At 42.4% G+C, this 16,549-nt stretch carries 14 protein-coding genes; 9 read left to right on the top strand and 5 right to left on the bottom strand.

What is annotated here, in order from left to right:
* Positions 1-113: 113 nt before the first annotated feature.
* Positions 114-2,051: a choice-of-anchor I family protein gene (locus tag IEY40_RS08350; RefSeq protein ID WP_229777053.1), complete on the bottom strand. Its 1,938-nt coding sequence runs from the start codon at positions 2,049-2,051 to the stop codon at positions 114-116.
* 287 nt (positions 2,052-2,338) lie between these two features.
* Between IEY40_RS08350 and IEY40_RS08345 the strand changes: the two genes are divergently transcribed.
* The 4 genes from IEY40_RS08345 to IEY40_RS08330 all read left to right on the top strand — a co-directional run bounded on the left by IEY40_RS08345 (position 2,339) and on the right by IEY40_RS08330 (position 6,538).
* Positions 2,339-3,502, top strand: a complete 1,164-nt coding sequence (locus IEY40_RS08345; protein ID WP_188955350.1) for a multidrug effflux MFS transporter — start codon at positions 2,339-2,341, stop codon at positions 3,500-3,502.
* Between the two features lie 408 nt (positions 3,503-3,910).
* On the top strand, positions 3,911-5,629 hold the full coding sequence (locus IEY40_RS08340; protein WP_188955098.1) for an acetolactate synthase 3 large subunit: 1,719 nt from the start codon (positions 3,911-3,913) through the stop codon (positions 5,627-5,629).
* Entirely contained in the window at positions 5,629-6,123 is a 495-nt protein-coding gene (gene ilvN / locus IEY40_RS08335) for an acetolactate synthase small subunit (RefSeq protein WP_188955095.1), read from the top strand. The genes IEY40_RS08340 and ilvN overlap by 1 nt, the downstream gene beginning before the upstream one ends.
* 142 nt (positions 6,124-6,265) lie before the next feature.
* On the top strand, positions 6,266-6,538 hold the full coding sequence (locus tag IEY40_RS08330; RefSeq protein ID WP_188955093.1) for a LysR substrate-binding domain-containing protein: 273 nt from the start codon (positions 6,266-6,268) through the stop codon (positions 6,536-6,538).
* Between the two features lie 60 nt (positions 6,539-6,598).
* Here IEY40_RS08330 and IEY40_RS08325 read toward each other — a convergent pair whose 3' ends face one another.
* From IEY40_RS08325 to pdsO, 3 genes are all read right to left on the bottom strand, one after another.
* On the bottom strand, positions 6,599-7,207 hold the full coding sequence (locus IEY40_RS08325; RefSeq protein ID WP_229777052.1) for a class GN sortase: 609 nt from the start codon (positions 7,205-7,207) through the stop codon (positions 6,599-6,601).
* Positions 7,208-7,218: 11 nt separating this feature from the next.
* Positions 7,219-9,378: a marine proteobacterial sortase target protein gene (locus IEY40_RS08320; RefSeq protein WP_188955091.1), complete on the bottom strand. Its 2,160-nt coding sequence runs from the start codon at positions 9,376-9,378 to the stop codon at positions 7,219-7,221.
* 82 nt (positions 9,379-9,460) lie between these two features.
* Positions 9,461-10,222: a sortase-associated OmpA-like protein PdsO gene (gene pdsO / locus IEY40_RS08315; RefSeq protein WP_188955089.1), complete on the bottom strand. Its 762-nt coding sequence runs from the start codon at positions 10,220-10,222 to the stop codon at positions 9,461-9,463.
* Positions 10,223-10,460: 238 nt separating this feature from the next.
* On the opposite strand from pdsO, the gene pdsR reads away from it, so the two are divergent.
* The 5 genes from pdsR (at position 10,461) to IEY40_RS08290 (ending at position 15,982) form a co-directional block, all read left to right on the top strand.
* Positions 10,461-11,150 (top strand): proteobacterial dedicated sortase system response regulator, encoded by a 690-nt coding sequence (pdsR, locus tag IEY40_RS08310; protein WP_188955087.1) that lies wholly within the window; start codon positions 10,461-10,463, stop codon positions 11,148-11,150.
* 3 nt (positions 11,151-11,153) lie between these two features.
* A complete protein-coding gene (gene pdsS / locus IEY40_RS08305; RefSeq protein ID WP_188955085.1) occupies positions 11,154-13,325 on the top strand; it encodes a proteobacterial dedicated sortase system histidine kinase in 2,172 nt (723 codons plus the stop codon).
* Positions 13,326-13,476: 151 nt separating this feature from the next.
* Positions 13,477-14,673, top strand: coding sequence for a cystathionine beta-lyase (locus IEY40_RS08300; protein ID WP_188955083.1), 1,197 nt, complete (start codon positions 13,477-13,479; stop codon positions 14,671-14,673).
* Between the two features lie 107 nt (positions 14,674-14,780).
* On the top strand, positions 14,781-15,512 hold the full coding sequence (locus IEY40_RS08295) for an SIMPL domain-containing protein (protein ID WP_188955081.1): 732 nt from the start codon (positions 14,781-14,783) through the stop codon (positions 15,510-15,512).
* Between the two features lie 44 nt (positions 15,513-15,556).
* Positions 15,557-15,982 carry a hypothetical protein gene (locus tag IEY40_RS08290; protein WP_188955079.1) on the top strand — a complete coding sequence of 142 codons (426 nt, stop codon included), beginning with the start codon at positions 15,557-15,559 and terminating at the stop codon, positions 15,980-15,982.
* Positions 15,983-16,040: 58 nt separating this feature from the next.
* Here the strand turns inward: IEY40_RS08290 and IEY40_RS08285 are convergent, their stop codons facing one another.
* On the bottom strand, positions 16,041-16,523 hold the full coding sequence (locus tag IEY40_RS08285) for a CreA family protein (RefSeq protein ID WP_188955347.1): 483 nt from the start codon (positions 16,521-16,523) through the stop codon (positions 16,041-16,043).
* Positions 16,524-16,549 lie beyond the last annotated feature (26 nt).

The following is a 16,549-nucleotide window of genomic DNA, read 5'->3' as shown; positions in this document are numbered from 1 at the left end:
AGTTAATTACGACATATTCAATCGTTGTCATCATAAAATTTTTTGTCGGTTAACAGAAAAACGCCAAGGATATTAGCCTTGGCGTTTTGTTCACAACATTCAATTAGTATCAATTAGTTAATTGATAATTGGTATATGGTTGTGGTGCCGCTAACTTCATTGCCAATCATCAATAAAGGCAATCCAGTTGGGCTATTGGTTGCAGTAATAAATTTCATTCCCTCTGGCCCTAAGTCACCCGCTTGGGCTGCCTGTCCTTCAATGTCACCGCCATCAATAGTAAAGTCGGCATTAAAGTCGCGGTTATGCACGTAATCTACAAACGACACCGCGAATGGATTGCTAATATCATAAATCATAAAGCCTGAAGTACGCTCTAAGCCAATAAATGCATAAGTACGTTCACCAAGTTGCCCTATTGCTAACGCCTCTGGTTCAGGGCCTTTGTCATCGCTGCGGCTATCGCCGTTATTTTCATCGTTATTGTTATTAAAATTTATACCTAACAAAGCACTGGTGATTTCTTCAAAATCACTACCGCTGTCAAACACTTGTTGGCCTTGTGCGGTCCAAATTGAAAATGAACGTCCACCATACGCCATAATGCGATCAACTAGGCCATCGTTGTTGTCGTCACCTATGCTTGTGGTCACTTTTAAACGAGCGAGTTGAGTGTCATCTTGAATAGATGCAAATTGCGGATGGTTAGTGTCAAGGGCTAAGTCTTCGGCGCGTGCTTCTTCTGAAAAACCATCATAATCACGGGCATCACCTTCATTAGCACTAACAATAAAGTCAGTGTCATTCCAACGATAACTAACAATAGTATCGGGTTGATACATACCGTAAACACCTGCGTACGATTGCAGATTAACCATATCGTCTTTATCACTGGCATCGATTTTGTTGTCCAATAAACCAAAATCTTTAACACCCAAAGCATTAATGCGCGTGACAGTTTTAGCTTGAATATCAATCACTGCCATGGCGTTATTTTCTTGTAAACTAACATAAGCAAATTGACTGTCTGCCGATACTGCAATATATTCTGGCTCTAAATCTTGAGCAACTGTTGCCCCTGGTCCGTTAATTTTAATGTCGGCACTTAGCTCTGCCGCTCGCGTCCCTCCCACATTAAAATCGCTAAAACCAACAATAGTTGCCGAGCTTGCTGGCGTATTATTAGTGATATCAATAATGGCAACAGATCCTTCTGGGTCTACATCATAATCGCTATTAGGCTCTCCCTCATTGGCGACTAAAAGTACGCTGCCATCAGGGCTAAATGTCACATTATCGGGCAGTGCTCCAACGTCAACAGACGATAAATACTGAGGTAATGCGCTGGCAGACAATCGATAAAATGCCACAATGCCATTACCTTGCGTAGCATTACCATTCGCATCTGCACGCTCAACCGCTGCCGCGAGCAAATCACCCGACACACTGACACTATTCACGGCACCTAGCAACGCTAAACCAGTATCCGAATTAAGATCTAATTCAGAGATTTTAGGGATATTATTTAGCGTGTAACCCGCTTCTCCCGTCACAACAGCTTGAGTCAATGACGATAAGTTCAATAAATCGACTTTGCCACTTTGTGCATTTACTACAAATGCTGTTTGGCTACCTGCATGATAATCAACAATTTCAGCAGCACTTAAGCCATATACACCGGATTGATAACGGCCAACTAGATCAATACTCAACTGGCCATGTGTTGCACTGCAAATCACTTGTGTTTGTGAAGCGTCAACTTCTGCAACATCAAGCACGTTATTATTGTTAGTATCTAAACCGGTCTCAATTTGCTGACCACCAAATGGACACTGCACATTGCCAGCTTCCAGCTGAGTAATATTGACTAATGCAGACAGTCCATTAGTACCATCTGTGCCATCTGTGCCATCTGTGCCATTTACACCGTTAGTACCATCTAATCCATTAACACCATCTTGGCCATTATCGCCGTCGCACCCAGAAAGCAACATAGTAGAAAGGAGTGCTGAAACTAACAGCGTGCTTTTATCTTTTGCAAATCGCATCATTTTGAATAGTCCAGTTTATTAGTATTTAAAGCTGAATAACCTAATGAACTACTGTTAAAGTTTGATGATATAAATGTTGCATAAAAACACATACTCAATCATAGATAAACGTTAAGCCAAACTCGCTTACAAATATCACGGATCACCGTGCATCATTACATGCTAAACTCTTGCGTCTTTTACATAAAATATGTTTTTTTAGTTTCATCTTCTCTTAGAGGTTTTTTGTGGTATCGCCAGTAAAATCAACGTCATCCCCAATAACCACAGGCATTCCTAATCTGGCAATGTTGATCCCTATGTTGGCCGCTATTGTGGCGATTACCCCTTTAGCCATCGACATGTATTTACCAGCTATGTCGGTATTGGCACTGGGCTTTGACACTAGCATTACCACGGTACAACAATCTTTAAGTATTTATTTGGCAGGTTATGCCTTAGGAATGCTCACTTTTGGCCCGTTGGCAGATAAAATTGGACGCCGCCCCTTAGTGATCTTTGGTTTATCCGGATTTACTGTTATTAGTTTACTCATCTCCTTTAGTACCAGTATTGAGCAATTTTTAATTTTACGATTTGCCCAGGCATTTATTGGTGCCGCTGCCACGGTTGTGGTGCCGGGTTACATAAAAGAAGTCTATGGCGACAATACGGCTAAAGGCATGTCTTATGTCAGCTTAATTATGATGTTAGCACCGTTGCTTGCTCCAACATTAGGCAGCTTAATTATGGAGTTAGGTGACTGGCATTTAATCTTTTTAAGCCAAAGTTGTTATGCCTTCACCTTGTTAGCACTCGTGCTGTTTAAATTAAAAATGCCCAGTGATAAAGATGCCGATAGTCGCAGTCAAAAATCTTTTTTTCGGGCTTATTACACGGTATTTGCAAGGGATGGAGTCAAGCTCAATATCACCAGTGGCGTATTAACGGCATTTGCATTTTTTTGCTATCTAACTGCGTCGCCTTTTATCTATATGGAAGTATTTAATTTAGATAAATCACTCTTTGCGATTTTATTCGGTACTAATGTTGGCGCTCTGATGCTGGCGAACATTGTTAACTCGAGAATTGTCGGTCGCTATGGTTCAAAACGCATGTTGCATGTGTCTACATTTTTTGGCGTGATTGCAGCTTGCGGCTTATTAATGGTAAATTTGTTGGATTTTAGCTATCACTTTACCGTGCTCATGCTTATCCCATTAATGGGCTCACTAGGGGTTATGTCGGTGAATGCTGATGCCATTGTATTATTAAAATTTAAACAAGAAACCGGCACTGCAACCGCCGTTATTGGTACCCTACGCTTCGGTTTTGGGGCAACGGCGGGGCCTTTATTAGCTTATTTTTACGATGGTAGTGCTGTGCCCTTCTCCGCATTAATGCTATGCGCCATCTTACTTGTAGGTGTCTGCCAACTTATACAATCTCGCTTACCTAAGAGCCAAATATAGACGTTAATTTAATCAGCAGTTAACATCACGAGTAACTCACAAACATTATGCATACCTCAACATTAAGGCCATCACACCGATGGCCTTAATGTTTTCTGCTGGTTTGAAATATGATCAGCTACAAAGTAAATAATCTGTAGCACTTGACACCAGAGGCAACCCATAAACATGAAATGATTTCAACCTTGAAAAATATTTAACTAAAGAGCTTGCAGTAAAATTTAATTTACATAAGATGGGTGTCAGTGATTCATCTGGGTCACTGAATGAACAAGTCATTGAATTTAACAACTGCTAAATTCAATCGTCGAGTTTGGATTACCCTTCAAACTTATTTTTTAAAGCGATTACCGTCGTTGTATAACAAGATGCTGTTTACCATACGGTAACTTAAAAAGGACTCATTTCATGGAAAAGCTTTCTGGCGCGAGTATGATCGTGCGCTCTCTAATCGATGAAGGCGTAAGCCATATATTCGGTTATCCGGGTGGTTCTGTTTTAGACATCTATGATTCTCTTCATAAAATTTCTGGCATTGAGCACATTCTTGTTCGTCACGAACAGGCGGCAGTTCACATGGCTGATGGCTATGCGCGTGCAACAGGAAAAGTCGGTGTTGTGCTTGTAACATCTGGCCCTGGAGCAACAAATGCGATAACGGGTATTGCTACCGCTTATATGGACTCAATTCCATTGGTTGTATTATCTGGCCAAGTACCAAGCAACCTAATCGGTAATGACGCATTTCAAGAATGTGACATGATTGGTATCTCACGCCCTATCGTTAAGCACAGTTTTTTAGTAAAAGACGCTAAAGACATTCCTGAAATAGTCAAAAAAGCCTTTTTTATTGCATCAACAGGCCGCCCAGGCCCTGTGGTTATCGATATTCCAAAAGATTGTTTAAGCCCAGATATACTTCACGATTACATTTATCCTGATAGTGTAAAAATGCGTTCATATAACCCAACGACAACCGGTCATAAAGGCCAAATTCGTCGTGGGCTACACGCCCTACTCGCCGCAAAAAAACCTGTATTATATGTCGGTGGTGGTGCAGTAATATCTGGCTGTGATGCACAAATACTTAAACTTGCCGAACGTTTGAACATTCCCGTTATCAGCACCCTAATGGGTTTAGGCGCATTTCCTGGTACCCATAAACAAAGTTTAGGTATGTTGGGTATGCATGGGCTTTATGAAGCCAACATGGCAATGCACAACACCGACCTAATTTTTGGTATTGGGGTTCGTTTTGATGACAGAACGACCAACAATGTCGAAAAATACTGTCCAAATGCAACCATTTTACACATCGATATTGATCCATCATCGATCTCGAAAACCGTCCGCGTTGATATACCCATTGTAGGCTCTGCAGACAATATTTTAGACAGTATGCTAGAGCTGTTAGATGAGTCGAACGAAACCAACGATACTGATGCTCTTGCGATATGGTGGCGCGAAATTGACATTTGGCGCTCGCGTAAAAGTTTAGAGTTTGATCGCACAACTGACCGTATAAAACCACAACAAGTTATTGAAACACTTTATAAACTGACTAATGGTGATGCTTATGTTGCATCCGATGTTGGTCAGCATCAAATGTTTGCCGCCCTGTACTATCCATTTGATAAACCGCGGCGTTGGATTAACTCTGGTGGTCTAGGCACAATGGGCTTTGGCTTACCCGCTGCCATGGGCGTTAAAATGGCATTTCCAGACGCTACCGTAGTGTGCGTTACCGGCGATGGCTCAATCCAAATGAACATTCAGGAGTTATCAACTGCATTGCAGTATGATACTCCAGTTAAAATCATTAACTTAAACAACCGTTTCCTTGGCATGGTTAAGCAATGGCAAGACATGATTTATTCTGGTCGCCATTCACAATCTTATATGGATTCAGTACCTAATTTTGCAAAAATTGCTGAAGCATACGGCCATGTAGGTATGAACATCACCCACCCAGACGAACTAGAGTCTAAATTGGCAGAAGCATTAGCAATGAAAGACAAACTAGTGTTTGTGGACATCAGCGTAGATGAAACGGAACACGTTTATCCGATGTTGATCCGGGGCGGCGCGATGAACGAAATGTGGTTAAGCAAAACGGAGAAAAGCTAATGCGTCGTATTATTTCTGTATTACTTGAAAACCAACCAGGCGCATTGTCACGAGTTGTCGGTCTATTTTCTCAGCGCGGTTATAACATCGAAAGTTTAACTGTGGCCCCAACTGAAGACACTACGCTTTCAAGACTTAACATCACCGTTATCGCTGACGAGTCGGTCTTAGAGCAAATCGAAAAGCAATTGCATAAGCTTATCGATATTTTAAAAGTGGCTAACATCACTGAAGCGGCTCATATTGAGCGTGAAATCGCTTTAGTTAAAGTCAAAGCACAAGGTGAACAGCGTGAAGAAGTAAAACGCACCGCTGATATTTTTAGAGGGCAGATTGTCGACGTAACCGCGAATTTATATACGATTCAAATGGTCGGCACGAGTGAAAAAATCGACGCCTTTATTCATTCTATAGGCGATGTCACCAAAGTCATTGAGATATCACGCTCTGGCGTAGTTGGTTTAGCACGTGGTGAAAAATCAATGCGCGCTTAACCTCCTTCAGGTTAACTCAGACGGTTAGCCAATTACATCATAAAAAACCGCCAGTTAGGCGGTTTTTTTTATTAACTGTATTACTGTATTACAAGCAGGACTTGAAAACTGGATATTTAGTACGCCAGATGGCCCATTGAGCATGAAAATAAAAGGCTCTATTCGTATCGACCATGGAGAAGCGGTTCGCGATGCTTGTGCCAATGGAATGGGCATTGCAAAATGCGCCACTTGGATAGCTTATGAGCATTTAAAACGTGGTGAAATGGTGCAAGTGCTTGAAGAGTATCCTTTAATCGATGACGCAGCCATTTGGGCGGTTTACCCAAGCTCGCGCTTGTTAGCTCCTAAAGTCAGGGCTTTTATTGACTACTTTTCCAATTATTACGGCAGCCCGCCCTATTGGGATAAATAACCCGTAAAATAACACAGCCCAAACTTACCTAGTTTGGGCTGTTTCTTTTAGCAGCAAAGGCTACACCATAGGTTTGGCCTCAACGATATAGCGGTATTCTGCATTGCCCGCCAACTGATCAAATGGATAACAGGTAATTAAGGTTAATTTGCTGTTTTCTGTTTGCTCCAGTACTTCAGTTGCGCTCTCATGTACCACCTGTGTTGCCGTTATTCTGTAAACCTGTAATTGCCCTGTTGCGCTATACAGTTCAATCATGTCGCCGACATTCACATATTGTAAGCGCATAAAATGGCTATCACGGTGACCAGCGATGATCATATTGCCCTGCTCACCGATGCCCGCGCCAGCTAACATCAAGCTCGGCCCAAAGGCAAGATTACGACCAGAAGCTCCAGCAAGCACATATAAATCCTGGCCTAATGGTTGTACCCCTTGTGCATTGTGTTGCAGAACGCGCATTTTGGCGACCGGATGCGTGTCGGCCCAGGACCAAGGCTTATGAGGCTGGTTATCGACTAACGTTTGCTCAAACGCACGCTCAATTAAAAACTGGGCAAAATGGGCTTTAGCTTGCATATATCCTCCTTGAACAATGAGACCAAGGCCCACCAGCGTTAACAGCGTCATAATCCATAAATGTGTTTTTGCGTGTTGATTTGGCTTCACTATTCATCTCCTTAAACATTGGCGTCTATCACCAATACCTGGCCTGGTAACCGCTGTCTAAGCCACAAGAAGTGCAATATACCTAAGCCCAATAAGCTAAATCCAATCAATAACCATAAGCGGCTCGATGTAGCTGTTTGCGGTAAAACTTGTGCCTGATTGCCCACTTGTAAGCCGTGAGGTAAATGCGATTGCACATTGGCATCAATAGTAGAGTCACTCATTGGGTTTACAGGTGTTACATCTACTGCAACTAAGCTGGTTTGGCTAGTCACTAAGTGGTATTGCATGCCTAAAGCTTCTACTTGCTTATTCACTCGAGGGCCGCTGGCTGCATTTTTATACAACTCAAGCGCAGTTATTTGTGCATTCGCCCATAATAAATCGATACCTCTCGCGGGTTGATTATCGGTAAAATCGAGTTGTTGTTGCCAGTATTGACCATTGATATTTCCAGACACAATAATAGGCTGAAGTAACTGGCTTGGAGATTTAATACTGACCCACAACGGTTCGTTTTGATATAAGTCACTAATAGTAGATGGCCAATAATCAGGTACGCTACCGTCAAGGTAGTACAGCCCAATATTGGTTAATACCGGTTGTTCGATTTTAGTCAGTAGCTGCTCAATCTTTTGCTTCACTTCAGTTTCTTTACCAATATAAGTAAAGGTGCCTCGCCCCATGCTTGCTGCTCGGCGCATAAAGTCTGAATTAGGTGCAGAGCCTATACCCACAGTAAAAAAACGACTTTCACCCAGTTGATCACTAATTAATTGATACAATTGTTGTTCATTACTCACGGCACCATCGGTCATAAATATAACCTGGCGCAATAATGATTCACCTTGCACATTAACCGATTCGGTTTGTAAGGTGTCGACCAATGCAGCTTGGATCGCTGGCGCCATTTCTGTGCCACCGTCGGCCTCGAGCGTTGAAATAAAACGATTTGCTAAGCCTAAGTTATGGCTGTTGGCATTTAATGGAACGGGTGATAATAAACTAATATCTTGATTAAACTCGATAATATTAAAAGTATCGATATCACGCAGTCCAGCGATAGCAAATTGCAATGCTTGCTTGGCTTGAACAATCGATTGGCCTGACATAGAACCCGAAGTATCAATCACTAAAATCAATTCTCGACCGATTAAATGCTGCTCGCTGACTTCAACACTTGGCGGCATTAACATCACTAATGAGTACACGCTTTGGTCGAGCGCAGTAGTGGTTATATTGTCATTTGAATTAACCGCTACGGTATGGGTTTTACCGGTTTGATAAAACGTTGCCGCTTGCGGTAAAGCTCCAACATCTGCCTGCCATTGCAGTACAAAGTCGCGGTCGGCGATTTGCTTACCGTTAAAGCTTACGGTGTATCGTTGACCATTCACACTTTGTTTAATGGGGTGATATAAGCTGTCGAGTGAATTAAGTTCAAAACCGGCATCAATAGTGATCTGCATACTGACATTAATCCCTTGAGCCTGGCTTATTTCTGTTAATTGATTTGGCAGTACAGTGGGATCGATATAGGCAATCGACATATTTTGTTTATCTTTGTCGCTGCTTTGCTCAGGGTGATAACGCGGCGTAATGGCCATCGGAAAACGTAAACTGAAAAGTCCGTCATTAAAGTTCAATGTTTGTTGGTAACTTAACTCCACCACAAGTTGATCATGCGGGCCTAAGTTAGCCACTTCTGAGGTAAAAATATTTCGGCGTTGTTGTTGCAATAAGCTGGCTTGTTTTCCTTCTTTTTTTGCTTTTTCAAAGGTTTGCTGAGCTTGTTTTTTGGGTTGAATTTGCCCTGCAATCACCTTGTCTCCAATACGAAGTTGCATACTATCTACAGCGGAATTTTCAGGTAAAGGAAACACATAACGACCATTGAGCCACTGGTCTGAATCATTAATAAACACTTGTTTAACCGTAACGCGGTTAAGTAAGCCAGACACATCCATACTCACTTGCGTGTCCATAGCCAGTGCTTGTATCACTTGATCTTTGGCAAAATAAACCAAGGTCCCTTGGGTAATATCATCATCAGTCGCTCCCGACGGCGACGCTTGCACTGTGACAGTGAATATTACCAACAACACACTTATAAACCACTTTTGATAACCCAACTGAATAGGTAAACACGAAATACGAGATAACCAGCACATAGCAGCTCCTTACCCTGTTACGCACAGGCTCTCTGGGCATTGCGTAACAGAGTCAATATTAAGAATAAAATGAATAACACGATTAGTTTGCTGCTAGTTCTGCACCAGGAGACATCAACGTCAGGGTGACTCGGCGATCAAAAAAGTCATTCTCATGGTTTTGCTCAGTGTGTAGTGGTGAGGTGGCACCATAAGCTCTGCCTTGTAGGCGTTGACTATCTATGCCCTGCAAAACCAGATACTGGGTCACTTCAGCCAAACGCTGCTCAGATAACGCCTGGTTATATTGGTCTGCCCCGCGACGGTCAGCATAACCGGTCAGATCGATGGTTAGTTCTGGCGACAAGGTCATCATGTAAGCCACATTGTCTAACTGCTGCTTAAACAATGGTTCTATTTGGCTCGAGCCCGTTTTAAATTGCACATTCATACCTATGGTCAACTCATTAAGCGTTTGTTGCTGATTGGCATTAAGCTCTGCGAGGTTGGTTTGTAACTGGTAATATTTTTCCGACACTTGTACTAACTCTTGTTGTTGCAGATCCATTGCAATGAGTTGCTGCTGCGTTTCGACCAATTCGTGTTCTTGTTTTACGAGTTGTTGGTTTTTATCGGCAATCTCTGCCTCATCGCCCACGGTTTTACCAATCATGGTGCCGGTGAACGCTCCAATAATGGCGCCAACAGGGCCGGCGATTACCGCACCGAGTAATATACCTGAGCTTAAGCCAACTAATTCTTCTGTATGCTCGCGCTCTTCTTGAGGCTCTGCCACAACGGCCCATGAGGTGTGGGGGAATAAAATAGTGCTGATAATAGTGGCGGCGATAAGTTGCTTTTTCATAATGAGTCCCTTTTAGCAATGATGTTTAAAGTGAAAGTCATTGAGTTAACGTGCAACCTCATAACTTTATGCCGTTATTAAACAATATATAAATGGCTTTATTGGGGAGCAAAAGTGGCAATGTGGCGATCAAATGTGGCAACAATATGGCAATTGCCGTTAGCAGCTTTTTTGGTTAATAAAATCCTGTATAGTCAACACAGTATCTATTTATGTCCTTACTGATTGAAGTCACGCCATGAAACGAATTGCCATTGTTGAAGATGAAGCGGCTATCCGCGAAAATTACAAAGATGTGCTGCAACAACAAGGTTACAGCGTCCAAGCTTATGCCAATCGCCCAACAGCGATGGTAGCGTTTAATGCTCGCCTGCCCGATTTAGCCATTATTGATATTGGCCTTGAACATGAAATAGATGGCGGATTTACCCTGTGCCAAGCACTTCGGGCCATGTCGAGCAGTTTACCGATTATCTTTCTAACCGCACGAGACAGTGATTTCGACACAGTGTGCGGCTTGCGTTTAGGCGCCGATGATTACTTAACAAAAGATGTCAGCTTTCCGCATTTACTTGCGCGGATTGCCGCACTGTTTCGCCGCTCAGAGTTGATTGGATCAAGCCCAATTGAAGATAACCTACTCGAACGCGGTCATTTAACCATCGATGGCAACCGCATCCAGGTGTATTGGAAAACTCAACCAATTGAACTCACCGTCACTGAGTTTTGGATGGTCCATGCCATGGCCAAACACCCGGGGCATGTCCGCAGCCGCCAAGATTTGATGCAAGAAGCTAAAATTTATGTCGACGACAGTACGATTACCTCACACGTAAAACGTATACGTAAAAAGTTTATCGTTATCGATGCCGAATTTGATTGTATCGACACGGTTTATGGCATGGGCTATCGCTGGGACAATATTTAATTTATGTATTTACCTCTAGGGCTGCGGGCCAAAGTCATTATCTTGTCACTTTTTTTACTTTGCCTCCCTTGGCTTGGTTACGAATATGTATGGGAAATGGAAAAATACCTGCGCCATGGCCAAGAAAAAACCCTTGAGGGAACGACACAAGCACTCGCAACCGCGCTACACGAACGCCCAAAACTGTTTGATAACCAGGCCAGCTTTTTAAACCAAGTTGAAAAAGGCCGCGACTTATATGCCTATCCGATTGCAGGCCCTATTCAGCTAGACGGTAAATTAAGCGACTGGGACTTATACCAACATCGCACGTTAAACTATGCCGATGATCATCTTATTTATCAGCGAAATGAATCCGAACCCATCAATATCAGTTTTACCCACATGGTGGGAAAATACGGTGGTTATTTGTATGGTTTTTTTCAGGTAAATGACCCTGAAATGGTATTTCGGAGCCGTAAAAGCTTACGCGTAGACAGAAATGATCATTTAGTGATGGCAACCCAGTCGCCAGATGGCCAATTTAGACGCTATATTATTGCCAATACTAAAAGCGGTTGGCTCAGTGCGTTTGAACTGCCAGAAGACCCGACGCAATCAACCCCTGTAGAACCTGAGTCGCGGATTCAAGGGCAATGGCTGCAAACAGACCAAGGATACAATATCGAGTTTAGGCTTCCACTCACCATGGTAGGTAGTAAACTCGGCTTTGCTATTCATAACGTGAACGATGTCAATACTCGTCAGTTAGTCAATGTAATTGGCACTTCTGCAACCGACTCTGTTGCCAGTTTAGGCACGGTATTGGTGCCCTCGCCTGAAATAGAAAGTATTATTAAAGGCATGAGCCACAACAGCTCACGCATTTGGGTTGTCGATAATCATGGCCGTGTATTAGCTAAATCGGGCGATATTCGTACTTCATCCAACACCTGGGCAGATGATTTAGACGTAAGTCAGCCAAGTTCATTTTGGCAAGGCTTTAAGCAAAACTACATATTGCCCTTGTACTACAAAATACTCACCCGGCCACCGCAAGACTTTATCGATTCATTGCAAGACTCAACCGAGCTGACCGGTAGCCACATTGAAAAAGCGTTAAGCGGCAAGCAAGGTTCCACTTGGCGCTTAACCCCCGACAATAAAGCAGTAGTATTAGCCGCCGCCAGCCCTATTTGGATTGACGATAAAGTGATGGGGGTAGTCATTGCCGAAGAAACCACTCATGGCATTCGTAGTTTACGTAACCGCGCGCTTGAAAAACTGTTCAATGTTATTTTAACCATTATGAGCATGGGCACACTGGCGTTATTTATCTTTGCATCGAGTATCTCGAGCCGTATCCGCAGTTTGCGCGACCAAGCCGAACTGGCTATCGACAGTCAGGGACGAGTGCGCCAACAAATTGAGGCGTCTAAAAATCGTGATGAAATTGGCGACTTATCACGCAGTTTTTCAAGCATTGTTAGTCGCTTAGGCCAATACACTCATTACCTTGAAAACATGTCGTCGCGCTTGTCGCACGAGTTACGCACGCCTGTCGCTGTGGTGCGCAGCTCGCTTGAGCATTTAGGTTTACAACAACTTGACGAGCAATCGCAAAAATACGTTAATCGCGCTCAGGAAGGGGTTAATCGCCTCCACTTAATCTTAAATAATTTAAGTGAAGCCACTCGATTAGAAGCCAGTTTAACTCAAGCCGAAAGTTGTCGATTCTCACTTAAAAAAGTCATTAGTGGCTGTATGCAAGGTTATCAAATTACTTATCCTGAACAACTATTTACCGTGCACATAGAAGACAAAACCATGCAATGTCAGGGTGTACCAGAATACATTGCCCAATTAATGGATAAGCTGATTAATAATGCGATTGAGTTTAGTGATAAAGGCACCGCAATCACGGTTAGCCTAACCCAATACCACAAACAAGCTATGTTAAAAGTCAGTAATATCGGCCCTTTGTTACCCAAAGACATGAACACTCAAATTTTTGAGTCTATGGTGTCTATTCGCCCGCAGGGTGTTAATGGCAAACCCCATTTAGGCCTAGGTTTATACATTGCGAGGTTAGTGACCGATTTTCATCACGGCAGTATTAAAGCGACAAACATTACCGAGAACGACCTTAATGGCGTTGAAATGTGTTTAACCTTACCGCTAAGTGATGAAAAATAGTCAAGCTTGATCATTTGGCGGTTTTATTTAAATGACTTGGTGCTAGGATGAGCACAACAACGAACATTACTAATCATTGCAGCGCATTTCGTCATGTTATTAGTAACGCTTATATTAATAGTATGAACTCTGCCCCAACAGGAAGTAAAACATGAGCAAAAACGACAAATTAGCGACTCAAATCGTCAGCGTTGGCCGCGAGAAAAAGTTCACCAAAGGCATTATTAACCCGCCAGTATTTAGAGCCTCAACAGTGGTGTTCGACACCATGGATGAGATGCGTTTTGCGATTAAAAACAAAACCAACGGCGAAATGTTTTATGGCCGCCGCGGCACACCAACCCACTTCTCATTTCAACAAGCCATAAGCGAACTTGAAGGTGGCGTAGGTACAGCCTTATACCCATCAGGGGCTGGCGCAATCAGTAGTGCATTATTATCATTTTTAAAACGTGGTGACCATTTACTCATGGTCGACACAGCCTATGAACCCACGCGCGATTTATGCAATAAAATGCTCGCCGGATTTGGTATCGAAACCACCTATTATGATCCAATGATAGGTGCAGGCATTCGAGAACTTATTCGCCCCAATACCAAGGTGCTGTTTTTAGAATCTCCTGGTTCCATCACCATGGAAGTGCAAGATGTACCGACATTAAGCCGCATCGCACACGAGCACGACATGATTGTCATGCTCGATAATACCTGGGCATCACCGATTAACTCGCGTCCATTTGATATGGGAGTCGATATATCGATCCAAGCCGCGACCAAGTACATTGTCGGCCATTCTGATGTGATGATGGGCACAGCAACCGCCAATGAAAAATGTTGGGAGCAACTGCGCGAAAATAGTTATTTAATGGGGCAAACCACCTCACCAGACGATGTCTATCTTGCAGCCCGAGGTTTACGCACTTTAGGTGTGCGTATGGCGCAACATAATAAAAATGCCCTCAAAGTGGCTAACTGGTTAGCAAGTCGCCCAGAAGTCGACCATGTGCGTCATCCTGCATTTGAAACCTGCCCCGGCCATGAGTACTTTAAGCGTGACTTTAGCAGTGGCAACGGCCTGTTTTCATTTGTATTAAAGCAAGGTGACTTAGCATCTGTTACCGCATTTGTTGAAAACATGGCACACTTTAAAATGGGTTTTTCATGGGGCGGCTTTGAAAGCTTGATCTTAGGCGTATTTGGTATTAATAATATCCGCACTGCCACCCAATGGGATAGCAGTAAACCACTGATTAGATTGCACATCGGTTTAGAAGATACCGATGATTTAATTGCCGATCTTGACGCGGCTTTCGAACGCTACAATGCTGTACTAACGAGTAAATATTAAGTTAACTAACAACCTACAAACAGGATTGTTTGCCAAAAGTCTGGTTCGTTTGTAATTACAAATGAACCTTATACATATCCAATAAAAACACCAAACAAGGAAGTTCTATGAAAATATTCATGGGGATGTTTCTAATTGCATTTTCACTGTCCTGTTTAGCTAATTCGAGTTTACCTCCCAATCGACATGTCGCAGTTCAGGGTAAAGCTAAACTAACAGCAATACCAGATATTGCAACATTGAAATTTGAAGTCAGAAATATCGATAAAAATGCATTAAATGCAAAACAAAAAGTCGACGAAATTGTCAACGGCCTGCTAAATGGCCTGCATAAATTTAGTATCAAAGAGCAAGCTGTTACGGCTTCAAACTTGTTGACGGAGCCTCATATTCGTTATGGCGATAATGATGAAGAAGTCATTGATGGCTTTGTCGCGACAAGAACAATTAATCTAATCGTATCTGATTTAAATCTATTAAATGATGTCATTAATTTTGCATTGAGTGTTGGGATTAATGAAATAGAAGATATTCAAATGAGCTCTTCTCAAATAGAGCAATTAATGGAAAAAGCTAATCAACTAGCTGTTCAAAATGCAAAAGAAAAAGGTGCATCGTTAGCTAAAGCTTTTGGGGCCACGCTAGGTGACATTTATAGTATTAACTCTAATAATAACAGCGCTGGCTACAACTACGTTTCCCATTACGGTTTAGAGAGAATTACTGTTACAGGCTCAAGAGTTGATCCAGATGACTTAACTCCAGGACGTTATTTACAAGCCAGTATGAGTGTGGCTGCCAATATAGACGTTGTGTTTGATTTGATAGTAGAAAAGTAATATTTAAAACAAGCACTTATATAATATAAATATTAAGGACACAAATGAACTTCATCAAATTAATCATACTCAGTTTATGCGTAGGCATAGCTTATTTCGCGTTAAGCATCGCAGCAATAGGACAGTCTGCTGCGGGTAATGTATTTTGGTGGTTTAACCTAAGTGGCTATCCTACCATCACCCATTTAACTCAAAACTTTGTTGGGATAGGTTTAGTCGCGTTTATTCCAGCATTTGTGATTAAAAGCTATGAGCCTAGCAAACAATGGTTAGCGGTGACCGTCGTAGTATTAGCGACTATATTATTACACGGTAATATGCATTACATGCCGTGGGATCCTATGGGCATTGTCAGGTTTATTTTTAGCTCTTTGTTGTCAGGTGATATCGGCGCTACCGCCATGTTTTTCTATATCACTTTACTGCCAGTATTGTGGTTATTGATATTAAAAAGAGCGTCCCGTGTTTAACATGCTCGCTCATCAATAAAAAAGGCAATCTATTTTGATTGCCTTTTTTATTACGCGTTTATTTTGTGGTTAACGGCTTTTGCCAAGCCGCAGTGCCGTATAGCGGCACCGTAGACAACGCATGTTTATGGCTGCCGTTGGTTTCTTTGGTTGAGTAGGACAAATATAATAACGTTTGATTTTCAACATCATAAATACGACGCACTTTTAAGCTTTTAAATAAAATACTCAAAGACTCTTTAAACACCACCTCGCCATTTTTCGACTTATCAATATCAGCTAATTCTGCATGACTTATCGGGCCGGTTTGACGGCAACTGATGCTCATATCAGACGGGTCGGCCAAATCTAAATTGGCCTCAATACGGCTAATATGACAAGTCACCCCGGGGATTTTTGGATCGTGTTTAGCATCAATAATCACATCTTTAGTGGTAAACAAACCTAAGCTGACTTTTCCCACATCATCGCTACAACCACTTAATAATGCACTCCCCATCAATGTTGCTAATAATAGTGATGATGTTTTAGACGCATCCATTGCAAACTTAAACCTTAATTGACTCA

This window comes from Shewanella ulleungensis, from assembly GCF_014648315.1.
GTDB lineage: Bacteria > Pseudomonadota > Gammaproteobacteria > Enterobacterales > Shewanellaceae > Shewanella > Shewanella ulleungensis.
This window is presented reverse-complemented; position numbering and strand designations above follow the sequence as displayed.